We start from the raw sequence: 18343 nt of genomic DNA on the forward strand, positions 1-18343 counted from the left end.
ACGGCACCTGCGGTGGGCGACGGCCACCGCGACAACGCTGGAGAGCCGCCTGACCACGCGTCGTTCGCGACGTTCGTGGACGCGCGCGTCGCCCTCCACACCGGACGGTTCGATGACGCGGCCGGGCTTGTGGACCTGCTTTCACGGACTTCCGCCAGGGGCGCTACCAGACGTACGCGCGCCCCGCCGGAGCCGAGCTGGCCGTCGCCGCCGGGCTGCCGGACACCGCTCAGCGGCTCTCGGTCGCCGCCTCCGCCGCGGATGAGAACGACTGGGCGGCCGCCTGCCTCGCGCGGGCCGAGGGCCGGTTACGAGGGGACACGGCCGCGCTGGAATCGGCCGTCGATGGCTGGGAGCGCGTCGGTGCCCGGTTCGAGCGCGCCTGCACGCTGCTGCTCCTCCCCGGTCACACCGCCGAGGGCCGCGCCGAGCTGGCGGCTCTGGGCTGCCCCGGCCCGCGGGGATGAACAGTTCCCACCCACGCGTACGGCCAGGCCCGGCGGCGTCTCGCGCCACCGGGCCTGGCCATCAGAGGCAGTCGGGGTCAGGTCGTGCTGGTGAGCACGGGCATGCTCGGCTGGGATGAGGCCTTGCCGAACGTGTTCCGCAGCCGCAGGGCCGGCTTCTCCACGAGGTAGTAACTGACGAGGGCCGCCAGGAAGCTGCCGCCCAAGACAATGACCAGCGTCAGGGGGTAGTTGGGGAAGGTGCCGTCCATGCTGAGCAGGCCGCCGGCCCAGAAGTAGAGGAACGGGATGTGCCAGAGGAACATGCCGTAGGAGATCTTGCCGATGAACTGCAGCGGCTTGACGGTCAGCACGGTGTTGAGGGCCTTCGAGCGCACGCCCGGCACGGTCAGCGGCGCCATCAGCAGGAAGACGAGAAGGAGGTCGATCGGCTGGTCGAACAGGATGTTGGCCACTGTGGGATAGTCCGCCGTGCCCTGTCCGCCGACGGGCGAGAAGCAGAACAGGATCGTGACGATCAGCGCCGCGCCCCAGCACCAGCCCGGATACTTGGCCACCAGGCGGTAGGGCCCCAGCACCGCGTTCGGTGACGTCTCGGCGGCGGCGGACAGCGTGGCCAGCGCCATGCCGACCGCGAGGTAACCGATCCACGCGGGCGGCCACTGGCCGTCAGGTGACCACGGGGGCAGGGACGCCCTGTGGGTCCAGACGCTGAACGCGTAACCGATCAGGATGAGGAGGCCGATCAGCACCAGGATCCGGCGTGCCCGGCCGGCGGGGTCTGCCGTCCGGCGCGCGAACTTGGCGGCGAGCCAGGCGAACGGCGGCAGGAAGACGTAGAACGCGACCTCGGTCGTCATGCTCCAGGTCGATTCCAACCCCGAGGGAATGGCGCCCTGCCAGGCGTGCTGCATCAACAGCACCTTCACCGCGAACCAGAAGCCGGTGACCATGTCGCGGCCGATCGTCAACATCATGATGATCGCGACCAGCCAGAAGGCCGGGACGATGCGCAGCGTGCGCCTCCAGGCGTACGCCCCCAGGTCGGGTTTCTTGGCGTCCGCGATGGCGTTGAGCGCGAACGGACGGTAGAGCAGGAAGCCGGACAAGGCGAAGAGGATCGGCAGCGACTCTCTGGTGAACCGTTCAAGCACGACGGCGAAGGCCATGCTCGACGGGCGGTAATTCATGAAGCCGAGCTCAAGTTGCCCGGCCGTGAGGCCCGCGTGAACGATGATCACTGCCAGCACGGCAATGGCGCGGATACCTTGGAGCTCCGGGAAGTACTGGCGTTTCGTGTTACGGGGGTGCGTGGGCTCGCCGTCCTTCGCTCCTGGTCCGGATCCGCTGACGATATCTGCTGCCATAGCCGCTCCTTGAGGAGTTAAACGACACCATCAGCTTGGTTCTGTGTAATTTCTGGGACATCTCCCAAATTGCGGAATTAGTGGCTTTGCAGCCGAACCGCTAGCGGCCCGTGGCCGTCGGTGCTTGGCCCTTCGAGGACCGCCCGTCGAGGACCTGGGCAAGATCGTCCGCCACGGACGCGGCCAGCGCGGGAAGATGGTCGCGCAGGAAGAAGTGACCGCCGGAGAACAGCCGCAGCCCCAGGAAGTCGTCCGTGTGGTCCTTCCACTCGGTCAGGCTCTCGGGCGGCGCCACCGTGTCCTCGGTTCCGCCGAAGGCGGCCACCGGAACCGGCAGCGGCGGCTCAGGGCGGTAGGCGTACGAACGGCACAGCGCGAAGTCGGCCCGCGCGACGGGCAGGGTCAGGCTGAGGGCCTCCGGATCCTCGGCCATCTCCGGTGGCAGCCCGCCCAGGGTGCGCAACTCCTCGACGAAGCGGTCGTCGGGACTCGCGGGGTCCGGCATGCCGGCCTCCGCCACGCCGCGTACCGGCCACGACGCCAGAGCCAGCAACACGGGCAGCGTCCCCCCGCCTGTCCCCCCGCCTGTCCCCCCGCCTGTCCCCCCGCCTGTCCCGCCGTCTGTCCCGCCGTCTGTCCCGCCGTCTGTCCCGCCATCGCCATGGAGCAACCTCGTCAGGCGGTAGCTCAGCATCGAGCCCATGCTGTGCCCGAACAGGGCCCACGGCACGTGCCCCCCGGCCGCCCGGTCCTCGGCCGACTCGCGGGCCAGCGAATCGGCCAGCCACCGCGCTGCCTGCTCGCAGTCGGTGAACGCCGCCTGGCGGTGCCGTCCCTGGCGGCCCGGCAGGCGGACCGCCCGAAGCTCCACCCACGGCGGCAGGTGCCGCGACCACTGGCGGAACATGGAGGCGCCGCCACCCGCGAACGGCAGGCCGTACAGGCGGACCCGCGCGGCGGGCCGGGACTCGAACGCCAGGTACCACGAGGACTGCCTCACCATTTGTCGCTCCGGTTCCCTCGAACTGCCCGGCCGCCGCCGGCCGCGCATGCCGTACAAGGCCACCTCGGGCTACGTCGGGCTACGTCGAGCCACGTCAGATCAGCGAGTGGCCGATCATCTCTTTCATGACCTCGGTCGTGCCGCCGTAGATGGTCTGCACGCGGGTGTCGACGAACGCCCGGGCGACCGGGAACTCGCGGACGATCCCATAACCTCCGTGCAACTGGAGGCAGCGGTCCACGACCTTCTGGCACAGCTCCGTGTTCCACCACTTGGCCATCGCCGCCTCCTCGGCGTCGAGCCGTCCGGCGTCGTGCTCCACGATGCACCGGTCGGTGAACGACCGCGCGACCGTCAGCGCCGTCGCCAGCTCCGCGAGCACGAAACGGTTGTACTGGTGGCGTCCGATGGGCCGGCCGAAGACCTCGCGGCCGCGGCAGTACACCAGCGTGTCCTCGAACACCTTCTCCGCGGCGGCCAGCGCCTCGACGGCGATCATCATCCGCTCCTGCCGGAGGGTGCGCATCATGGCGGCGAAGGCCCGGCCCTCCCGCCCGATCAGGTTCTCGGCCGGGACCTCCACGTCGTTGAAGAACAGCTCGACCGTGTCCATCGCCCGCATGCCGATCTTGTCCAGCTTGCGCCCGCGCTCGAACCCGGCCCGGCCGGACTCCACGACGAACAGGCTGGCCTCCGGCGCCCGCGTCCCCGAGCCGGTACGGGCCACGACCAGGACGAGGTCGGCGATGGAGCCGTTCGAGATGAAGGTCTTCTGGCCGTTGATGACGTACGTGTCCCCGTGACGCGTCGCCTTGGTCCGCAGACGCTGCACGTCGCTCCCGGCGTCGGGCTCGGTGATGGCGATGGCGGTCACCAGCTCGCCCGAGCAGAACCCGGGCAACCAGCGCCGTTTCTGCTCCTCGGTGGTGAGGGTGCGCAGGTAGAGGCCGGCGATCTCGTTGTGCAGGGACAGCGCCGGGGCGTACACCCCGGCGCGCGCCAGCTCCTCCGCCACGATCACGTGATGGCGGTAGTCCGGGTGGCCGCCCCCGCCGTGCTCGGCGTCCACGTCCATCCCGAGCAGGCCGTACTCTCCTGCTTTGCGCCAGATGCCCCGGTCGGCCGCGCCCTCCTCCTCCCAGCGGGAGTAATGGGGCAGGATCTCCTTGCTCACGAACGTCCGCACGAGGTCGCGGAACGCGTCGTGCTCCTCGGTGAAGATGTCACGGCGCATCGAGCGCTCCGGCCACCACGTCCGGGACCACCGGCGCCCAGACCGGGAGGATGTCACGCATCCGGTTCATCATCACCTGGCAGTACGCGGCGTTGTGGTCCAGGCTGCGCCGGCGGGGATAGGGCATCTTGTGCCGGCCGCCGTGGTCGAGGCGCAGCCGGACCGGGTCGACGGCCGGAAGGCCGTCGACCGTCTCAAGCGACGTCAGCAGCTCGGCCGCGGCCGCCGGAAGCTCGACCTCGAACTGGTAGCGCTCACGGGACACCACGCGCAGGTGCCGCAGCGGCACCGTCGGCTCGACCACCGCCTCGCGGTACACGTACGGCCGGGCGAGCAGGTCCAGCTCGAATGCCATGCGGACACGCGGATCGGCCAGCCAGCCCTGCTCGGCCAGGAAGTCTTCCAGCAGTCTGTCCATCTCACCGCGGTGAGACTGGAGCACGTAGTGCAGGACCTTGCCGATGTTGTTGATGTCGTAGTTGCCGAGGCTGCTCACCGAGTCGGCGAAGAACCGGCAGATGTCGGTGTCCGTCCGGGTCTTGTAGTAGTCGGCGGCCCGGGACAGGAAGTCGACATACGAGCAGACGCCCGATCGGTCGAGCTGCCGCGCGACGTAGAAACCGGCGCGGGCGTTGTAGAGGCTGATGACGGCGTAGTAGAACCAGGCCCCGGCCTGGAACTCCTCCTGGGTCACCCAGTTGGTCGCCACGACGACGTCGGCCTCGGCCACCGGGTCGTCCACCCGGACGGTGACGATGCCGAGGGACTCGCGGCGCTCGTACATCGGCGTGTTGCGCAGGAGAAGCTGTGGATAGGCCACCACCGCGTCGGCTCCCGTGGCGCACAGCTTGGCGATGCCCTCCTGGAAGGACTGCAGCGTCTCCCCCGGCAGCGGCCAGATGAGCTCGGTGTAGGAGCTGATCTTCTTCTCTTTGAGCTGGAGCTGCAGCTCGACGTAGGTGGACTCCTTGATGTTGGCGCGCTGCACCAGGTCGAGCGCCTGCGGGCTGAGCGTCTGCAGCGAGACCGGCTGGCTGGTCAGCATGCCGCCGTCGACGAGGATCTCGGTGATCTCGGTGACCCGGTCCGGCCGGTTCTTGGCCGCCTGGATGGTGACCATCATCGGGTAGCCGTACCGCTCCTTGCACTCGACGAGATGCCGGGTCAGCTCCACGTCGCGGGGCAGCGCCCCCCAGTTGGCGTCGGCGATGAAGATGCTCTCGATGCCCTGCTCGCTGATCCAGGTGAGGTCCGCCTTCACCCGGTCGAGCTCCCAGCGGTGGACCTTGTCGTTGGTGGCCGCGCCCCAGTAGCAGTACGAGCAGCGGAACGGGCAGCCGCGGTTGGTCTCCACGACCGCGAAGACGTACTCTCCGCCGTCGAAGATGCCGGCGGCGAAGGGCGACGGGATCTCGTCCAGCTCCTTGATCCGGGTGGGCTTGTCGGTCGTCACCAGCTCGCCGTCCGACCAGAAGCTCACCCCCGGCACCTGGCGGAAGTCGGGACCCGAGGCGGTGGGAGCGGCGAGCTCGCGCAGGAACGCGGTGAACGGCTGCTCGCCCTCCCCGTTACAGACCACCACGTTCTCCCAGGACGGGGGGACGTACTCGGCGGTGTAGTTCATCACCTGCGGGCCGCCGAGGATGAAGTAGGCGTCCGGGCGGAGCCGCACCAGCTCGTCCAGCACCTCCTTCATCCGGCGCATGTTCCACAGGTAGCAGCTCATCGCGTACACGTCGGCCTCGGCCGCCAGCATCAGCGCGACCAGGTCGTCCACCGAGGTCCGCACCTCGGGCGCGTGGATGGTGAAGTGGCAGCTCCGCGCGACGTCCGGGTCCTGCTCCGCGTACGCCTGAAGGTAACCGGCGGCCAGCGGAAGGGTGTTCGCGTAGAGCGGCAGCTCCAGGAGGCTGACCTTCAGGCTTCTCATGAGTCCGTCCCCGTCGTATCGGCGATCTCGCCGACCTCGGCGATCGACGCCGCCAGCTCGTGCAGTACGTCGTACTCGAAGACGTCGTCGGCCCCGAGCCGGATGCCGCGTTCCTTGGCCCGTCTCGCCAGCCGCATCGCGTGCAGGGAGTCGCCGCCCAGGTCGAAGAAGCTGTCCTCACGGCCCACCGAGCTGATTTGGAGCACCTCGCACCACAGCTCGCTGAGGACCCGTTCGGTGTCGGTACGGAACACCTTGCCGCCGGCGCCGGCGGACTGGCCGGGCAGCGGAAGCGCGGCCAGCGCCCTGCGGTCGACCTTCCCGTGCGGGGTCAGCGGCAGGGCGTCCAGAAGCGCCACCGTCTGCGGCACCATGTAATCCGGAAGCCGCTCGGTCAGGTCGCGCCGGAGCTGACCCACCTCGGGCGGATTGCCGGGATCGGCGGGGACGACGTAGCCGACCAGCCGATCGCCGCGATCATGCTTGACGACGGCCGCTTCCCGCACCTCCGGGAGCTGGTTGAGCGCCGTCTCCACCTCGCCGAGCTCGATGCGGAAGCCCCGCAGCTTCACCTGGTCGTCGGCCCGGCCGAGGAAGCTGAGCGAGCCGCCGGGCAGCTCGCGGACCAGGTCGCCGGTGGCGTACATGCGGGCGTCCCCGTCGAGGACGAAAGGGTCGGTCACGAACCGCTCGGCCGTGAGCTCGGGCCGGTTGAGGTAGCCGAGGGCCACACCGGTGCCCCCGACGTGGAGTTCACCGACCTGACCCGGCGGCACCGGCCTGCGCCGCTCGTCCAGGACGTAGGCCCGCATCTTCGGGAGCGGCAGCCCGATCGGAGGCGCGTCCTCCCCCGCCGCGCCGTCCCGCGCCGCGCCGTCCCGCTCGGGGGCTCTCGTCAGCTCGGCGTAGGTCGCGACCACGGTCGTCTCGGTCGGGCCGTACAGGTTGTAGACCTTGAACGGCAGGTCGGCGGGCGGGTAGCGGTGCAGCTTCTCGCCGCCGGTCAGCAGCGCCCGCAGCGCCCCGCCGTACGTCGTCCAGGGCTGGTCGAACATCTCGACGGCGAGCGCGGTGGTGAGGAAGCAGACGGTGATGCCCTCGGCGGCCAGCCACCGGGCGAAGTCGACGGGCGAGTCCGGCAGGCGGCCCTCAACCAGGCAGAGCGTCGCGCCGTTCGCCAGGCACGGCCACACCTCCAGCGCCCAGGCGTCGAACGACGGCCTCGCGAGCTGGGTGATCCGGTCGCCCGGCCGCACGTCGAACGTCTGCCGATACCAGGCGACCAGGTTCGACACGCCCCCGTACGGCACGAGCACGCCCTTCGGCGTTCCGGTCGAACCGGAGGTGTAGACGACGTAGAACAGGTCGCCCGGCGTGGGCTCGGCGCCCTCACCGGGCTCTTCGTCCCCGGCCAGTGCCTCCTCCACGGGGAGCACCTCCGCCACGCCGCCGGCGTAGCGATCGACCATGTCAGCTCGCGTGATGACCAGTGGAGCGCCGGAGTCACTGAGGATCGCGGCGAGCCGCGCATCGGGCTCATCGACGTCGGTGCCCACGTAGGCCCCGCCCGCGAGAAGCACCGCCAGGGCGGCGATGACCAGCTCGGGCGAGCGCTCCAGTGCGAGAACCACCAGCGTTCCACGGGTGACGCCCCGGGCGCGCAGGACCCCGGCCATCCGGCAGGAGCGTTCGTGGAGCTCGGCGTAGGTAAGCACCGTGCCCGCGCGGACGATCGCCGGCTGATCCGGCTGCACCTGCGCCCACCACCCGACGTACGCCGGAACGGTCGCAGGCGCGGCGCGTACGGCAGTGCTCAACTCGGTCAATTCTGCCTCCAAGTTCCGATATCCCGCTTCCGAAGGCTTGTGCCTCGCCCGTCGGACGACGGAGGCGGCGGCCGCTACGACGCGATCAGAAAAAGAGCACCCGCTCGGCCGCGGAGAACATCCGGCGGGTTTTCCCGAGGCTGTTATTTCTCATTCGGTGGGCCTCCGGCTCGCGGGTGAAACAATTCTTTTTGGAGCACGGGTGGGTCTTTATGACGTGCGGATAGTCACCGTCGTATCGTCTCGGCACGCCGCCGGGGAATGCATCTCCTGAATTGCCGTCGGACCTGCGAACCACGACCTGCGCATATTCGGACGCGACCGCTCAGCAATGTGAAAGATGCGCCCGGACTTTGGCGCTGTCATAATCATGTGGCGCGATTCGGTGAATGACACGGACACGGATGCGGGCGCGGACATGGTCCCGCGGTTTCGCGCCGCCGAGCATGGGGCTGGGACATGACGGTTGTGCACGGGTCACTCGAAGCTCGGACGGCGACTCCCGGGCCTTCGGACGAGCATGGGCCGCTTCTGGACGATGAGACCGTGGCCGCCTATCTCGGGCGGATCGGCGCGCGGCGCCCGGAGCGGGCGACCGCCGGCGCGCTGCGTGAGCTGCACGAACGGCATCTCATGTCCATCCCCTTCGAGAACATCGACTTCCACCTCCGCAAGCCGATATACATCGGCGCGGACGCCATCGAGAAGATCGTCGGCAGGCGGCGCGGCGGCACGTGCTACGAGCTCAACGGGGCCTTCTTCGAGCTGCTGCGCGCCCTGGGCTACGACGCCACGGTGCTCGCCGGGCGGGTGGCCGAGGACGGCGAGCTCGGCCCGGTGCTCGGCCACATGCTCCTGCGGGTGGTCGCCGAGGACTCTGCGGAGCCGTGGCTGGTGGACGTCGGCTACGGCCGCGGCGCCCGCCACCCGCTGCGCTTCGACGCACGGGAGCCGCAGGACGACCCGCAGGGCACGTTTCAGCTGTTCGCGGGGCCGTTCGGCGACCTCGACCTGCTGCGCGACGGGGTGCACCAGTACCGCATCGAGACCCGTCCCCGCACGGTCGCCGATTTCCTCCACATGTGGTGGTGGTATCGCCATTCGGGCGAGTCACCCCACATCACCCACCTCTACTGCACGGTCCCGACGGCCACCGGCCGCGTCACGATCAGCGGAAACACTCTGATCGTCCGGGAGACCGGGAGGCGGACGAAGCAGGTGATCGAGGACGACGACGAGCTGCGCGCGGCCTACCGCACGTGGTTCGGCCTGGAGATCGACGAGCTCCCGCCGCTGCCCGAGTCCCGGGCGGCCGAGGCGTAGGCCCGCCCCCGGGACAGGGCGGCTACCACAGGGGCGGCTACGACGCGGCCGGTTTGCGGGCGAGGAGGTAGGCCTGCGGGACCTTCTCGGGCGCAGCGGGCTGGCGGAGCAGCCGGGCGAAGACCTCGATCCCGGCCTGGCTCAGCAGCTCGGCGACGCGGTCGGGCGACAACCGATGGAATTCGAGCGACACATCGTGACCGAACGGCTGGGTCACATGCAAGGGCTCGTCGCCGACCTGGAAGGCGGTCAGCAGGTGACCGCCCGGGGCCAGCACCCGGTGGAACTCGGCGAACACCTCGGGCAGCCGCTCCGGTGGGGTTCGGTCATAGCCGACGACAGTAGCCCCCCGCATGAGCCCCCCGCATGCACCCGGCGTCCCCGGCCGGCGCGGGGGACGGAGGTCACTCGTCCTGGAGGGCGCGGCGGTTCAGCTTGCCGGAGGCGGTCTCGGGCAGCTTGTCGACGAAGCGGATGTCCCGCGGATACTTGTGCGGCGCGAGCCTGGCCCGGACGAAATTCTGCAACTCCTCGGCGGACACGTCGTCGCGGGTCACCACGAACGCCCTCGGCAGGGTCAGCCCGTCGACCTCGTAACCGACCACGGCGCACTCCACCACGGCCGGGTGTCCGATGAGGCAGTTCTCCACCTCGGCGGGCGCGACCCACCGGCCGCCGACCCGCAGCAGGTCGTCCGACCGGCCCTTGTAGTAGAAGAAGCCGTCCGCGTCCCGGCTGAACAGGTCGCCGGACCGCACGGTGTGCTCGGCGACGAAGGTCCGGGCCGACTTCTCGGGCGACTGCCAGTATTCCAGCGCGGCCGTCTCGCCGGTGATCTCCAGGAGGCCGACCTCGCCGTCGGGCACGGACGCGCCGTACTCGTCGACGACCCGGACGTGATACCCCGGCACCACCTGGCCGAGGCTCCCCATCCGGACCTGGCCCGGCCGGTTGCACACGTACCCGTGGAACATCTCGGACGAGCCGATGCCGTCGATCACCTCGACGCCGAAGGTGTCGAGCCACCGGCGGTGCAGCTCCAGCGGCAGGGCCTCGCCCGCCGAGATGCACACCCGGATCGAGCTCAGGTCCTGCTCGGACGCCCTGGGATGGGCCACCATGGCGCTCATCATGGTCGGCACGTTCACGAGGATCGTCGGCCGATGCTCGGCGATCAGCTCGAAGATCTTGTCCGCTGTGCTCCGCTCGGGGAACACGATCCCGGCCGCGCCGACGCCGAAGGGGAACAGCGCCGTCATGTTGTTCGCGTAGCCGAAGAAGAGCTTGGGCACCGGCAGCACCACGTCATCGGGGCGGATGTCGAGCACACCACGGGCGAACCACTCGAAGCTCAGCGCCGTGCTCCGGGCCGCGATGACGCAGGCCTTGGGCGTGCCCGTGCTGCCCGTGGTGAACCGCCAGATGGCGACGTCGTCCGGGGTCGTTGCGGCGGGCTCCAGCTCGGCCGGCTGAGCGGCCGCCAGAGTCTCGAAGTGGTGTTCGCCCTCCCGCAGTTCGTCCGCGGGCACGCCCACCACCAGCAGGTTCGGCACGCCCGCCGCGCGCAGCTTGTCCAGCGTCGCCGCATCGGCCACGACGACGGCCGGGGCCGCGTAGTCGGCGTAGAACCGGTAGTCCTTCGGCTGGAGGTAGGTGTAGGCCTCGGCCGTCACCGCGCCGATCTTGTGCACGCCGTACCACGTGGCGACGAACTCGACGCCGTCGCCGAGCGCCAGCAGCACCCGGTCGCCCTGCTGTACACCGAGATGGCGGAGCACGTTGCCGGCCCGGTTCGCCAGCGCCCGTAACTCCGCATAGGTCGTACGGCCCGCGGGGGTGATCAGGGCCGTACGGTCGCCCTCGTTGCGGTCGAGGAAGTGCGACGCGATGTTGAACTCTCGAGGCAGATCTCCGTAGCGCAAGAGGCTGGCGGGGTGCCGGTCACCCGGGTCTCCTTCGAGCAGCGTTGAGCGGGTCTCGGCCACATCGCCCCTCATGGGTCCCTCCTCGAAACGGCGGCTCGATCGGCCGGCGGCTCACCCGACACCAGTCCCCCATCGTCCGACGGGATCAATTGGGGGCGCTTCTTCTGAAATGCCGTTTTCCATCGCAGAGGCGGCGGGGCGGGACGGCACGTCGCAATACGGGAGATGCGGGGGCGAACCGCCCGGATGAAGCTGGTTGAGGCGTTCGGCGGAAGAAGACCGCCTCGGCGAGGCAGGCACCGTGACCTTAAAACCGTCTGACCTGGAAATCCGCCTGACCTGGAAATCCGTCTGACCTGGAAACCTGCGTGACCTGGACATCTGCGTGACCTGGACATCTGCGTGGACTGAAATCTGAGGGAGCTTCGTGGGAGGTCGGAAGGTGGACGTCCGGGAGGGACCGTCGCCGTTGGGAACCGCGCAACTGCTCGCGGAGGTCGACGCCGCCGAGCGGGAGCTCACGGCTCACGACCGGTCGTCGGGCGAACGCGGCGCCGACGAGCCGACGCCCGCTGACGCCGGCGAGTCCGCCTTCACCGGCGTCACCGGCGAGTCCGCGCTCGCCCGGTTCGAAGCGCTGATCGCGTCCGACAAGCGGATCGAGCCGAGAGACTGGATGCCGGACGGCTACCGCAGAAGCCTCCTCCGGCAGATCGCCCAGCACGCGCACTCCGAGATCGTCGGCATGCAGCCGGAGACCAACTGGATCACCCGTGCGCCCACTCTCAAGCGCAAGGCGATCCTGATCGCGAAGGTGCAGGACGAGGCGGGCCACGGGCTCTACCTGTACTCGACGGCGGAGACGCTTGGGGTCGACCGCGAGTCGTTGCTGGACGCGCTGCACGCGGGACGCCAGAAATACCTGTCGTTCATCAACTATCCGACGCTGACGTGGGCCGACGTCGGGGCCCTCGCGTGGCTTACGGACGGGGCGGCCGTCGTCAACCAGGTCTCCCTCTGCCGCACGTCCTACGGCCCGTACGCCCGCGCCCTCGTACGCATCTGCAGGGAGGAGTCCTTTCACCACCGCCAGGGCTTCGACCTGCTGTACGAGATGTCGCGCGGGACGGCCGCCCAGCGGAAGATGCTGCAGGACGCGGTGAACCGGTGGTGGCAGCCCGCCCTGGCGATGTTCGGACCGCCGCACGACAGGTCCACCCACTCCGACCAGTCGCTGGCGTGGCGGATCAAGCGGGCCACCAACGACGAGTTGCGGCAGCGATTCGTCGACATGTGCGTTCCGCAGGCCGAGGCCCTCGGAGTCGTCCTCCCGGACCCGGCGCTCCGGTGGAACGCCGAGCGGGGGCACTACGACTTCACGCCGCCCGACTACGAGGAGCTCATGCGGGTCGTCGCCGGGAACGGCCCCTGCAACCGCCAGCGTCTCGCCCACCGGCGCCGCGTCCACGAGGAAGGCGCCTGGGTCCGCGAGGCCGCCACCGCCTACGCCGCCAAACACGGCCTCTCCCACACGGACGGCCCCCCGGCGGATAAGGCGGATGAGGTGGAGGGGAGCGCTTCGGCCGACTGGCCGCTGTGGGAGGTCTTCGTGCGCCCGCGCCGCGGGTTCAGCCATGCGCACGCGGGCAGCCTGCACGCGGCGGACGCCGCGATGGCGCTGCGGAACGCCCGTGACCTCTACACCCGCCGAAGCGAGGGCGTGTCCCTCTGGGTGGTGCCCTCGACCACGATCACCGTCTCCAGCCCGGACGAAAAGGACGCCTTCTTCGACCCGGCGGCCGACAAGGTCTACCGGCATCCGTCCTTCTTCCAGCCGCCGGAGGGGGTCGAGCACCTGTGAGCAGCTCCGATCTGTACGGGTATGTGCTGCGGCTCGGGGACGACGCACTCATCGCGGCGCAGCGCATGGCGGAGTGGGTCACGCGGGCGCCGCAGATCGAGGAGGACGCGGCCCTCGCCAACATCGCGCTGGACCTGCTCGGCCAGGCCCGGGCGCTGCTCTCCTACGCCGGGGAGCTGGAGGGCCTCGGCCAGAGCGAGGACGACCTGGCCTATCTCCGCGACGAGCACGAGTTCCGCAACGTCCAGCTCGTCGAGCTGCCCAACGGCGACTTCGCCACGACCATCGCCAAGATGCTGTTCTTCGCCGCCTACCAGCACCTTCTCTACACAGGACTCTCCGCCGCCGGCGACCCGACGCTGGCGGGGATCGCGGCCAAGGCCGCCAAGGAGACGGCCTACCACGTCGATCACGCCGTCACATGGACGCTCCGGCTCGGCGACGGCACCGCCGAGTCCCACCGCCGGATGCAGGCCGGAGTCGACGAGGTGTGGCCCTTCACGCACGAGCTGTTCGAACCGTCATGGTTCCCGGCCGGAACCGGAGACATCGACCCGGGCGCCCTGCGCGGGCCATGGCTGCGCCTCGTCGAGCGAGTGCTGCGGGACGCGACGCTGCGCCGTCCCGAGGACGGCTGGCGGCCGGCCGGCGGCCGTCAGGGCATCCACACCGAAGCGTTCGGCTACCTCGTCGGAGAGATGCAGTCCCTGCATCGGGCACACCCGGGAGCCCGCTGGTGAGCGAGAGTGTGCGAGCCGCCGTCGCCGCCGTACGCGACCCCGAGCTCCGGGTGCTGTCGATCGAGGAGCTCGGCATCCTCCGGGACGTACGGCTCGGCCCCGGCGGCCGGGTGGTCGTCACGATCACTCCCACCTATCTCGGCTGCCCGGCCCTGGACGTGATCCGGGCCGACATCGCCGCGGCGGCGCGGGAGGCGGGCGTCGCCGACGTGGAGATCGTCACCTCGCTCTCGCCGCCGTGGACGACGGACTGGCTGACCGACACCGCGAGGGCCAAGCTGTGGGCCGCCGGCATCGCGCCACCCGGGTCGTCGCCTGGGTCGCCGCCGGGCGCACGGGTGCTGCCGCTGCTCGGGGTGCCTGTGCTCGGGGTGCCGGTGCGCTGCCCGCGCTGCGGGTCCCGCGACACGGCGGAGATCTCACGCGCCGGTTCCACGGCGTGCAAGGCGCTGCGGGCGTGCCACGCGTGCCGTGAACCGTTCGAGCACCTGAAGGACCACTGATGTCCGCCGTCATGGCCGGCCGCCGGGCCCCTTCGCGGCTGCGGTTCCACTCGGTGACCGTCGCCGCCGTCGAGCCCGCTTCGGCGGACGGCAGCGCGGTGGTGGTGACCTGCCGCGTCCCCGACGACACGCGGGAGGCGCTCGCCTTCACCCCCGGCCAGCACGTCACCGCGCGGGCGACCATCGGTGGAGCAGAGGTCCGCCGCTCCTACTCGCTGTGCTCGACTCCGGAGGAGCTGGAACGGCACGGCGTGCTGAGGATCGGCGTTCGCACGGTGCCGGGCGGCGTCTTCTCCTCCTACGCCAACGGAACGCTCAGTGCCGGAGACGCGCTCGACGTGCTGCCACCCGTCGGCAGCTTCGGCACCGCCTTCGATCCCGCGCGCCGGCGACGCTATGGGGCGATCGTCGGCGGTTCGGGCATCACTCCCGTCCTGTCCCTCATGACCGCCGGGCTGGCCACCGAGCCGCACAGCGCGTTCACCGTCCTGTACGGCAATCGCGACGCGGACTCGATGATGTTCGCCGAGGAGCTGGCCGACCTGAAGAACCGCCATCCCGACCGCCTTCAGCTCGTGTACGCCTTCTCCCGGGAGGACCCGCGGCTCGGTCTGGCCGGGGGCCGCCTCGACCCGGCCACGCTGGCGGATCTCTTCACGCGGACCCTCGAACCCGCGGCCGTGCAGGAATGGTTCCTCTGCGGCCCGGCGGGGCTCGTGCGCGACGCGCGGCGGACCCTGTCCGAGCACGGCGTGGGCGGCGTGGGCGGTTCCGCCGTACATGCCGAGCTGTTCCATCCCGACGACGGGCGGGCTCCCGGCGCGCGGCCCGCCGCCGGTCCGCCGCGTGACGCGCAGGCGAGGGAGCTGAAGATCCTGCTCGGCGGACGCGTGACGACCGTGCGCACGCGGGATGACCGCCCCATCCTCGACGCGGCTCTGGAGGCCCGGCCGGAGCTGCCGTACTCGTGCAGAAGCGGCGTCTGCGCGACCTGCCGTGCCCGTGTCGTGGCCGGCGAGGTCAGCATGTCCCGCAACTGGGCGCTGACCGAGGACGAGCTGGCCGCCGGTTACGTCCTCACGTGCCAGTCCGTCCCCGTCACCGGCCAGGTGACCGTCGACTTCGACGTCCTGTGAGCCGTCTGAATGTCAGGAGTGCCCCATGAGAACCGCGCATCGGACCTGTCCCATCTGTGACGCCGTCTGCGGACTGCGACTTGAGCTCGACGACACGGGCCACGTCACGTCAGTCAAGGGCGACCCCGACGATCCCTTCTCCAAGGGGTACGTCTGCCCGAAGGGCGCCAGCCTCGGCCGCCTCGACGAGGACCCCGACCGCCTGCGTGTCCCGATGATCCGTAAGAACGGCGAGTGGTTCGAGGCCACCTGGGACGAGGCGTTCCAGGCGGTCGAGCAGGGTCTCAGCGGGGTGATCGAGCGATACGGCCGCGAGGCGCTGGCGGTGTACTTCGGTAATCCGACTTTCCACACGATGGCCGGCTTCATGTACCGGATGCCGCTGACGCAGTCGCTCGGCACCCGGAACGTGTTCTCCGCCAGCACGATCGACCAGATCCCCAAGCAGGTGGCCTGCGGCTACCTGCTCGGCGACCCGTTCGCCATCCCGGTGCCCGACCTGGACCGCACGGACTACCTGCTCGTCATCGGCGCGAACCCGGTCGAGTCCCACGGCTCGCTGTGCGCCGCCCCCGACTTCCCCGGCCGGCTCAAGGCGCTGCGCAGGCGCGGCGGCAAGCTCGTCGTGGTCGACCCGCGCCGCACCCGCACCGCCGCGGTCGCCGACGAGCACCTGTTCGTACGGCCCGGCACCGACCCCTACCTGCTGCTCGCCATCGTCCACACGCTGCTCGCCGAGGACCTCGCCACACCTGGCGTCGAGGTGAACGGGATCGACGAGCTGCGGCGGCTGGCGGCGGACTTCACCCCGGAGGCCGCGGCGCGGGTCTGCGGCGTGCCGGCCGAGGACATCGCGCGGCTGGCCCGCGAGCTGGCCGCGGCTCCCACGGCCGCCGTGTACTCCCGCATCGGCACCTGCACCGCCGAGTTCGGCACGGTCTCGCAGTGGCTCGTCGACGTGATCAACATCCTGACGGGCAACTTCGACCGGCCGGGCGGGGTCATGTTCCCCAGGCCCGCCATCGTCGAGATCTTCCGCACCGGCCAGCCGTACGCGTCGGGGCAGTGGCACAGCCGCGCCCGAGGGCTGCCGGAGGTGATGGGCGAGCTGCCGGTGTCCACGCTCGCCGACGAGATCGAGACGCCGGGCGAGGGCCAGGTCAGGGCGCTGGTGACGGTCGGCGGCAACCTGGTGCTGTCGGCCCCGAACGGGCCCCGGCTCGACCGGGCCTTCGCCGACCTCGACTTCATGGTCTGCGTGGACCCGTACCTGAACGAGACGACCAAGCACGCCGACGTCATCCTGCCGCCGCCGCGCATGCTGCAGTCGCCGCACTACGACTTCCTGCTGCTGATCGTGTCGGTGCGCAACTACGCGAGGTTCTCGCCCGCGGTCCTTCCGCTGGAGCCCGGGCAGCTGTCGGAGGCCCAGATCCTCTCGCGGCTGACGCTGATCGCCTCAGGGCAGAGCGCCGACGCCGACCCGGCCATCCTCGACGAGATGATCGTCGGCCAGGTGCTCGGCATGGCCGCCACGATGCCCGGCTCGCCGTTCGAGGGCAGGGACGTGGCGGAGCTGCGCGCCGAGCTGGACGGCGACAGCGGCCCCGAGCTGATGCTGGACGCCATGCTCAAGCTCGGCCCCTACGGCCTGTCGCTGGCCGACCTGCGGGACAAGCCACACGGCATCGACCTGGGCCCGCTGCGACCGCGCCTGGCCGAGCTGCTGTGCACGCCCTCGGGCCGCGTGGAGCTGGCCGCGCCTCAGCTCGCCGAGGAGGTCGTACGGCTGCGCGAGCGGCTGGCCACGCCCGCCGCGGACGTCGTGCTGATCGGCCGGCGCCAGCTCCGCTCCAACAACAGCTGGCTGCACAACGTCCCGACGCTGGTCGGCGGGAGCAACCAGTGCACGCTGCAGATCAACCCGCAGGACGTGACGAGGCTGGGTCTCGGCGACCGGGCCCTGGTGCGCTCCGCCGTCGGCGAGCTGGTCGTTCCGCTGGAGCCCACTGAGACGATCATGCCGGGAGTGGTGAGCCTGCCGCACGGATGGGGACATGTCGCGACCGGTCAGCAGGTCGCCGCCCGGCACGCCGGGGCCAACGCGAACACCCTGACGGACGAGTCCGTCATCGACGTCCTTTCGGGAAACGCGGTGTTCAACGGCGTTCCCGTCACGCTCAGCCCGGCCGGTCCCAGCACTCAGCCCTGACATCCGCACGGCCCGCCGGCCAAGCCGCGTACACCGTTCGCTACACGCGGCTCCCGGCGGGTCACGATGCGCGTGAGGAGCCTGGCGAGCTGGCCCGGAGCGGAGATCATGGGCCAGTGCCCGGTCTCCAGCGTGTAGAAGTCCCAGGTCGGCGCGGCCCGCATGGCCGACACGTCGGCGGAGACCCGGCCGGCGAAGTGCTCCATCGAGCACACGATGTAGGTGGCCCGCTGCCGCGTCAACGGGTGCTTCAGGACGGCGGGCTCCGCGATGGTCCGCCCGGGATGGCCGACGAACCGGCTGGCGAGCCACCGGGCCTGCTGGGGGGAGAGTCCCTGACCGTCGGCCACCACGGACGCGTCGGGGGCGGGCCAGCGGCCCTTGTTGTCGGCGATCAGCCGGAGCTCCTCGTCGCGCTGGCGCTCGGGGAAGGCGTGCAGCATGGACTTGCCGTGATGCGGCAGGAAACCCTCGACGAACACCGTGTGCGCCACCCGGTCGGACGCCCGGTCGGCGACCTGGCCCGCCACGATGCCCGAGTAGCTGTGCCCCACGACCACGACGTCACACAGGTCCCTGTCCTCCAGGACCTGCAGGACATTGTCGATATGGGTCTGCAGGCCGACGTCCGACACGTCCGCGTCGGGGGTGGCCAGCCCCGGCAGCGTGATCGGCCAGGCGGGATGCCCGTGTCTGCGCAGGCGACGGGCCACGGGCTCCCAGACCCAGGCCCCCATCCAGGGGCCCGGGATCAGGACGAAGCCTCTCTTCATGAGACTCAGCACCCCCTTGCGGCTACCCGGCCGATCGGGTCTT

General features: G+C 70.4%; 14 protein-coding genes and 1 pseudogene. 7 read left to right on the plus strand and 8 right to left on the minus strand.

Features of this window, described 5'->3' with window-relative positions; all coding sequences use genetic code 11:
• Positions 1–544: 544 nt before the first annotated feature.
• From ABH927_RS22065 to ABH927_RS22085, 5 genes are all read right to left on the minus strand, one after another.
• Positions 545–1834 carry an acyltransferase family protein gene (locus ABH927_RS22065; RefSeq protein WP_370024156.1) on the minus strand — a complete coding sequence of 430 codons (1290 nt, stop codon included), beginning with the start codon at positions 1832–1834 and terminating at the stop codon, positions 545–547.
• A 100-nt stretch (positions 1835–1934) separates the two neighbouring features.
• On the minus strand, positions 1935–2837 hold the full coding sequence (locus tag ABH927_RS22070; RefSeq protein WP_370024157.1) for a thioesterase II family protein: 903 nt from the start codon (positions 2835–2837) through the stop codon (positions 1935–1937).
• A gap of 94 nt (positions 2838–2931) precedes the next feature.
• Positions 2932–4071 (minus strand): acyl-CoA dehydrogenase family protein, encoded by a 1140-nt coding sequence (locus ABH927_RS22075; RefSeq protein WP_370024158.1) that lies wholly within the window; start codon positions 4069–4071, stop codon positions 2932–2934.
• Positions 4061–6001: a radical SAM protein gene (locus tag ABH927_RS22080; protein WP_370024159.1), complete on the minus strand. Its 1941-nt coding sequence runs from the start codon at positions 5999–6001 to the stop codon at positions 4061–4063. Before ABH927_RS22080 ends, ABH927_RS22075 begins: the two co-directional genes overlap by 11 nt.
• Entirely contained in the window at positions 5998–7827 is a 1830-nt protein-coding gene (locus ABH927_RS22085; RefSeq protein ID WP_370024160.1) for an amino acid adenylation domain-containing protein, read from the minus strand. The genes ABH927_RS22080 and ABH927_RS22085 overlap by 4 nt, the downstream gene beginning before the upstream one ends.
• 459 nt (positions 7828–8286) lie before the next feature.
• Between ABH927_RS22085 and ABH927_RS22090 the strand changes: the two genes are divergently transcribed.
• Positions 8287–9150, plus strand: a complete 864-nt coding sequence (locus tag ABH927_RS22090; protein ID WP_370024161.1) for an arylamine N-acetyltransferase — start codon at positions 8287–8289, stop codon at positions 9148–9150.
• 37 nt (positions 9151–9187) lie between these two features.
• Here ABH927_RS22090 and ABH927_RS22095 read toward each other — a convergent pair whose 3' ends face one another.
• Together ABH927_RS22095 and ABH927_RS22100 are read right to left on the minus strand one after the other, a co-directional pair.
• Complete coding sequence (locus tag ABH927_RS22095) at positions 9188–9505, minus strand: hypothetical protein (RefSeq protein ID WP_370024162.1); 318 nt, start codon at positions 9503–9505, stop codon at positions 9188–9190.
• Positions 9506–9554: 49 nt separating this feature from the next.
• Positions 9555–11147 (minus strand): benzoate-CoA ligase family protein, encoded by a 1593-nt coding sequence (locus ABH927_RS22100; protein WP_370024163.1) that lies wholly within the window; start codon positions 11145–11147, stop codon positions 9555–9557.
• A gap of 565 nt (positions 11148–11712) precedes the next feature.
• Here ABH927_RS22100 and paaA point away from each other — a divergent pair.
• The 6 genes and pseudogenes from paaA to ABH927_RS22130 form a co-directional block, all read left to right on the plus strand.
• Positions 11713–12594, plus strand: a pseudogene (paaA, locus tag ABH927_RS22105) (1,2-phenylacetyl-CoA epoxidase subunit PaaA); the annotation flags it as partial.
• Between the two features lie 45 nt (positions 12595–12639).
• Positions 12640–12936 (plus strand): 1,2-phenylacetyl-CoA epoxidase subunit PaaB, encoded by a 297-nt coding sequence (gene paaB / locus ABH927_RS22110; RefSeq protein ID WP_370024289.1) that lies wholly within the window; start codon positions 12640–12642, stop codon positions 12934–12936.
• Entirely contained in the window at positions 12933–13676 is a 744-nt protein-coding gene (paaC, locus tag ABH927_RS22115; protein WP_370024164.1) for a 1,2-phenylacetyl-CoA epoxidase subunit PaaC, read from the plus strand. The genes paaB and paaC overlap by 4 nt, the downstream gene beginning before the upstream one ends.
• The gene (paaD, locus tag ABH927_RS22120; RefSeq protein ID WP_370024165.1) at positions 13673–14179 is read left to right on the plus strand and encodes a 1,2-phenylacetyl-CoA epoxidase subunit PaaD; all 507 of its coding nucleotides are present in this window, start codon (positions 13673–13675) and stop codon (positions 14177–14179) included. Before paaC ends, paaD begins: the two co-directional genes overlap by 4 nt.
• Positions 14179–15315, plus strand: a complete 1137-nt coding sequence (locus ABH927_RS22125) for a 2Fe-2S iron-sulfur cluster-binding protein (RefSeq protein ID WP_370024166.1) — start codon at positions 14179–14181, stop codon at positions 15313–15315. The genes paaD and ABH927_RS22125 overlap by 1 nt, the downstream gene beginning before the upstream one ends.
• 25 nt (positions 15316–15340) lie before the next feature.
• Positions 15341–17527 carry a molybdopterin oxidoreductase family protein gene (locus ABH927_RS22130; RefSeq protein WP_370024167.1) on the plus strand — a complete coding sequence of 729 codons (2187 nt, stop codon included), beginning with the start codon at positions 15341–15343 and terminating at the stop codon, positions 17525–17527.
• On the opposite strand, the gene ABH927_RS22135 is transcribed toward ABH927_RS22130, so the two are convergent.
• Positions 17518–18300 (minus strand): alpha/beta fold hydrolase, encoded by a 783-nt coding sequence (locus ABH927_RS22135; protein ID WP_370024168.1) that lies wholly within the window; start codon positions 18298–18300, stop codon positions 17518–17520. The two genes, ABH927_RS22130 and ABH927_RS22135, sit on opposite strands and share 10 nt — an antisense overlap.
• Positions 18301–18343 lie beyond the last annotated feature (43 nt).

Origin of the sequence: Planotetraspora sp. GP83 (genome assembly GCF_041262585.1) — a bacterium.
Taxonomy (GTDB): domain Bacteria; phylum Actinomycetota; class Actinomycetes; order Streptosporangiales; family Streptosporangiaceae; genus JAOEGB01.

What these genes read in the sequence shown, in the direction of transcription:
- ABH927_RS22065 (WP_370024156.1), bottom strand. Translation starts at nt 1,834, where the DNA reads ATGGCAGCAGATATCGTCAGCGGATCCGGACCAGGAGCGAAGGACGGC.
- ABH927_RS22070 (WP_370024157.1), bottom strand. Translation starts at nt 2,837, where the DNA reads ATGGTGAGGCAGTCCTCGTGGTACCTGGCGTTCGAGTCCCGGCCCGCC.
- ABH927_RS22075 (WP_370024158.1), bottom strand. Translation starts at nt 4,071, where the DNA reads ATGCGCCGTGACATCTTCACCGAGGAGCACGACGCGTTCCGCGACCTC.
- ABH927_RS22080 (WP_370024159.1), bottom strand. Translation starts at nt 6,001, where the DNA reads ATGAGAAGCCTGAAGGTCAGCCTCCTGGAGCTGCCGCTCTACGCGAAC.
- ABH927_RS22090 (WP_370024161.1), top strand. Translation starts at nt 8,287, where the DNA reads ATGACGGTTGTGCACGGGTCACTCGAAGCTCGGACGGCGACTCCCGGG.
- ABH927_RS22095 (WP_370024162.1), bottom strand. Translation starts at nt 9,505, where the DNA reads ATGCGGGGGGCTACTGTCGTCGGCTATGACCGAACCCCACCGGAGCGG.
- ABH927_RS22100 (WP_370024163.1), bottom strand. Translation starts at nt 11,147, where the DNA reads ATGAGGGGCGATGTGGCCGAGACCCGCTCAACGCTGCTCGAAGGAGAC.
- ABH927_RS22125 (WP_370024166.1), top strand. Translation starts at nt 14,179, where the DNA reads ATGTCCGCCGTCATGGCCGGCCGCCGGGCCCCTTCGCGGCTGCGGTTC.
- ABH927_RS22130 (WP_370024167.1), top strand. Translation starts at nt 15,341, where the DNA reads ATGAGAACCGCGCATCGGACCTGTCCCATCTGTGACGCCGTCTGCGGA.
- ABH927_RS22135 (WP_370024168.1), bottom strand. Translation starts at nt 18,300, where the DNA reads ATGAAGAGAGGCTTCGTCCTGATCCCGGGCCCCTGGATGGGGGCCTGG.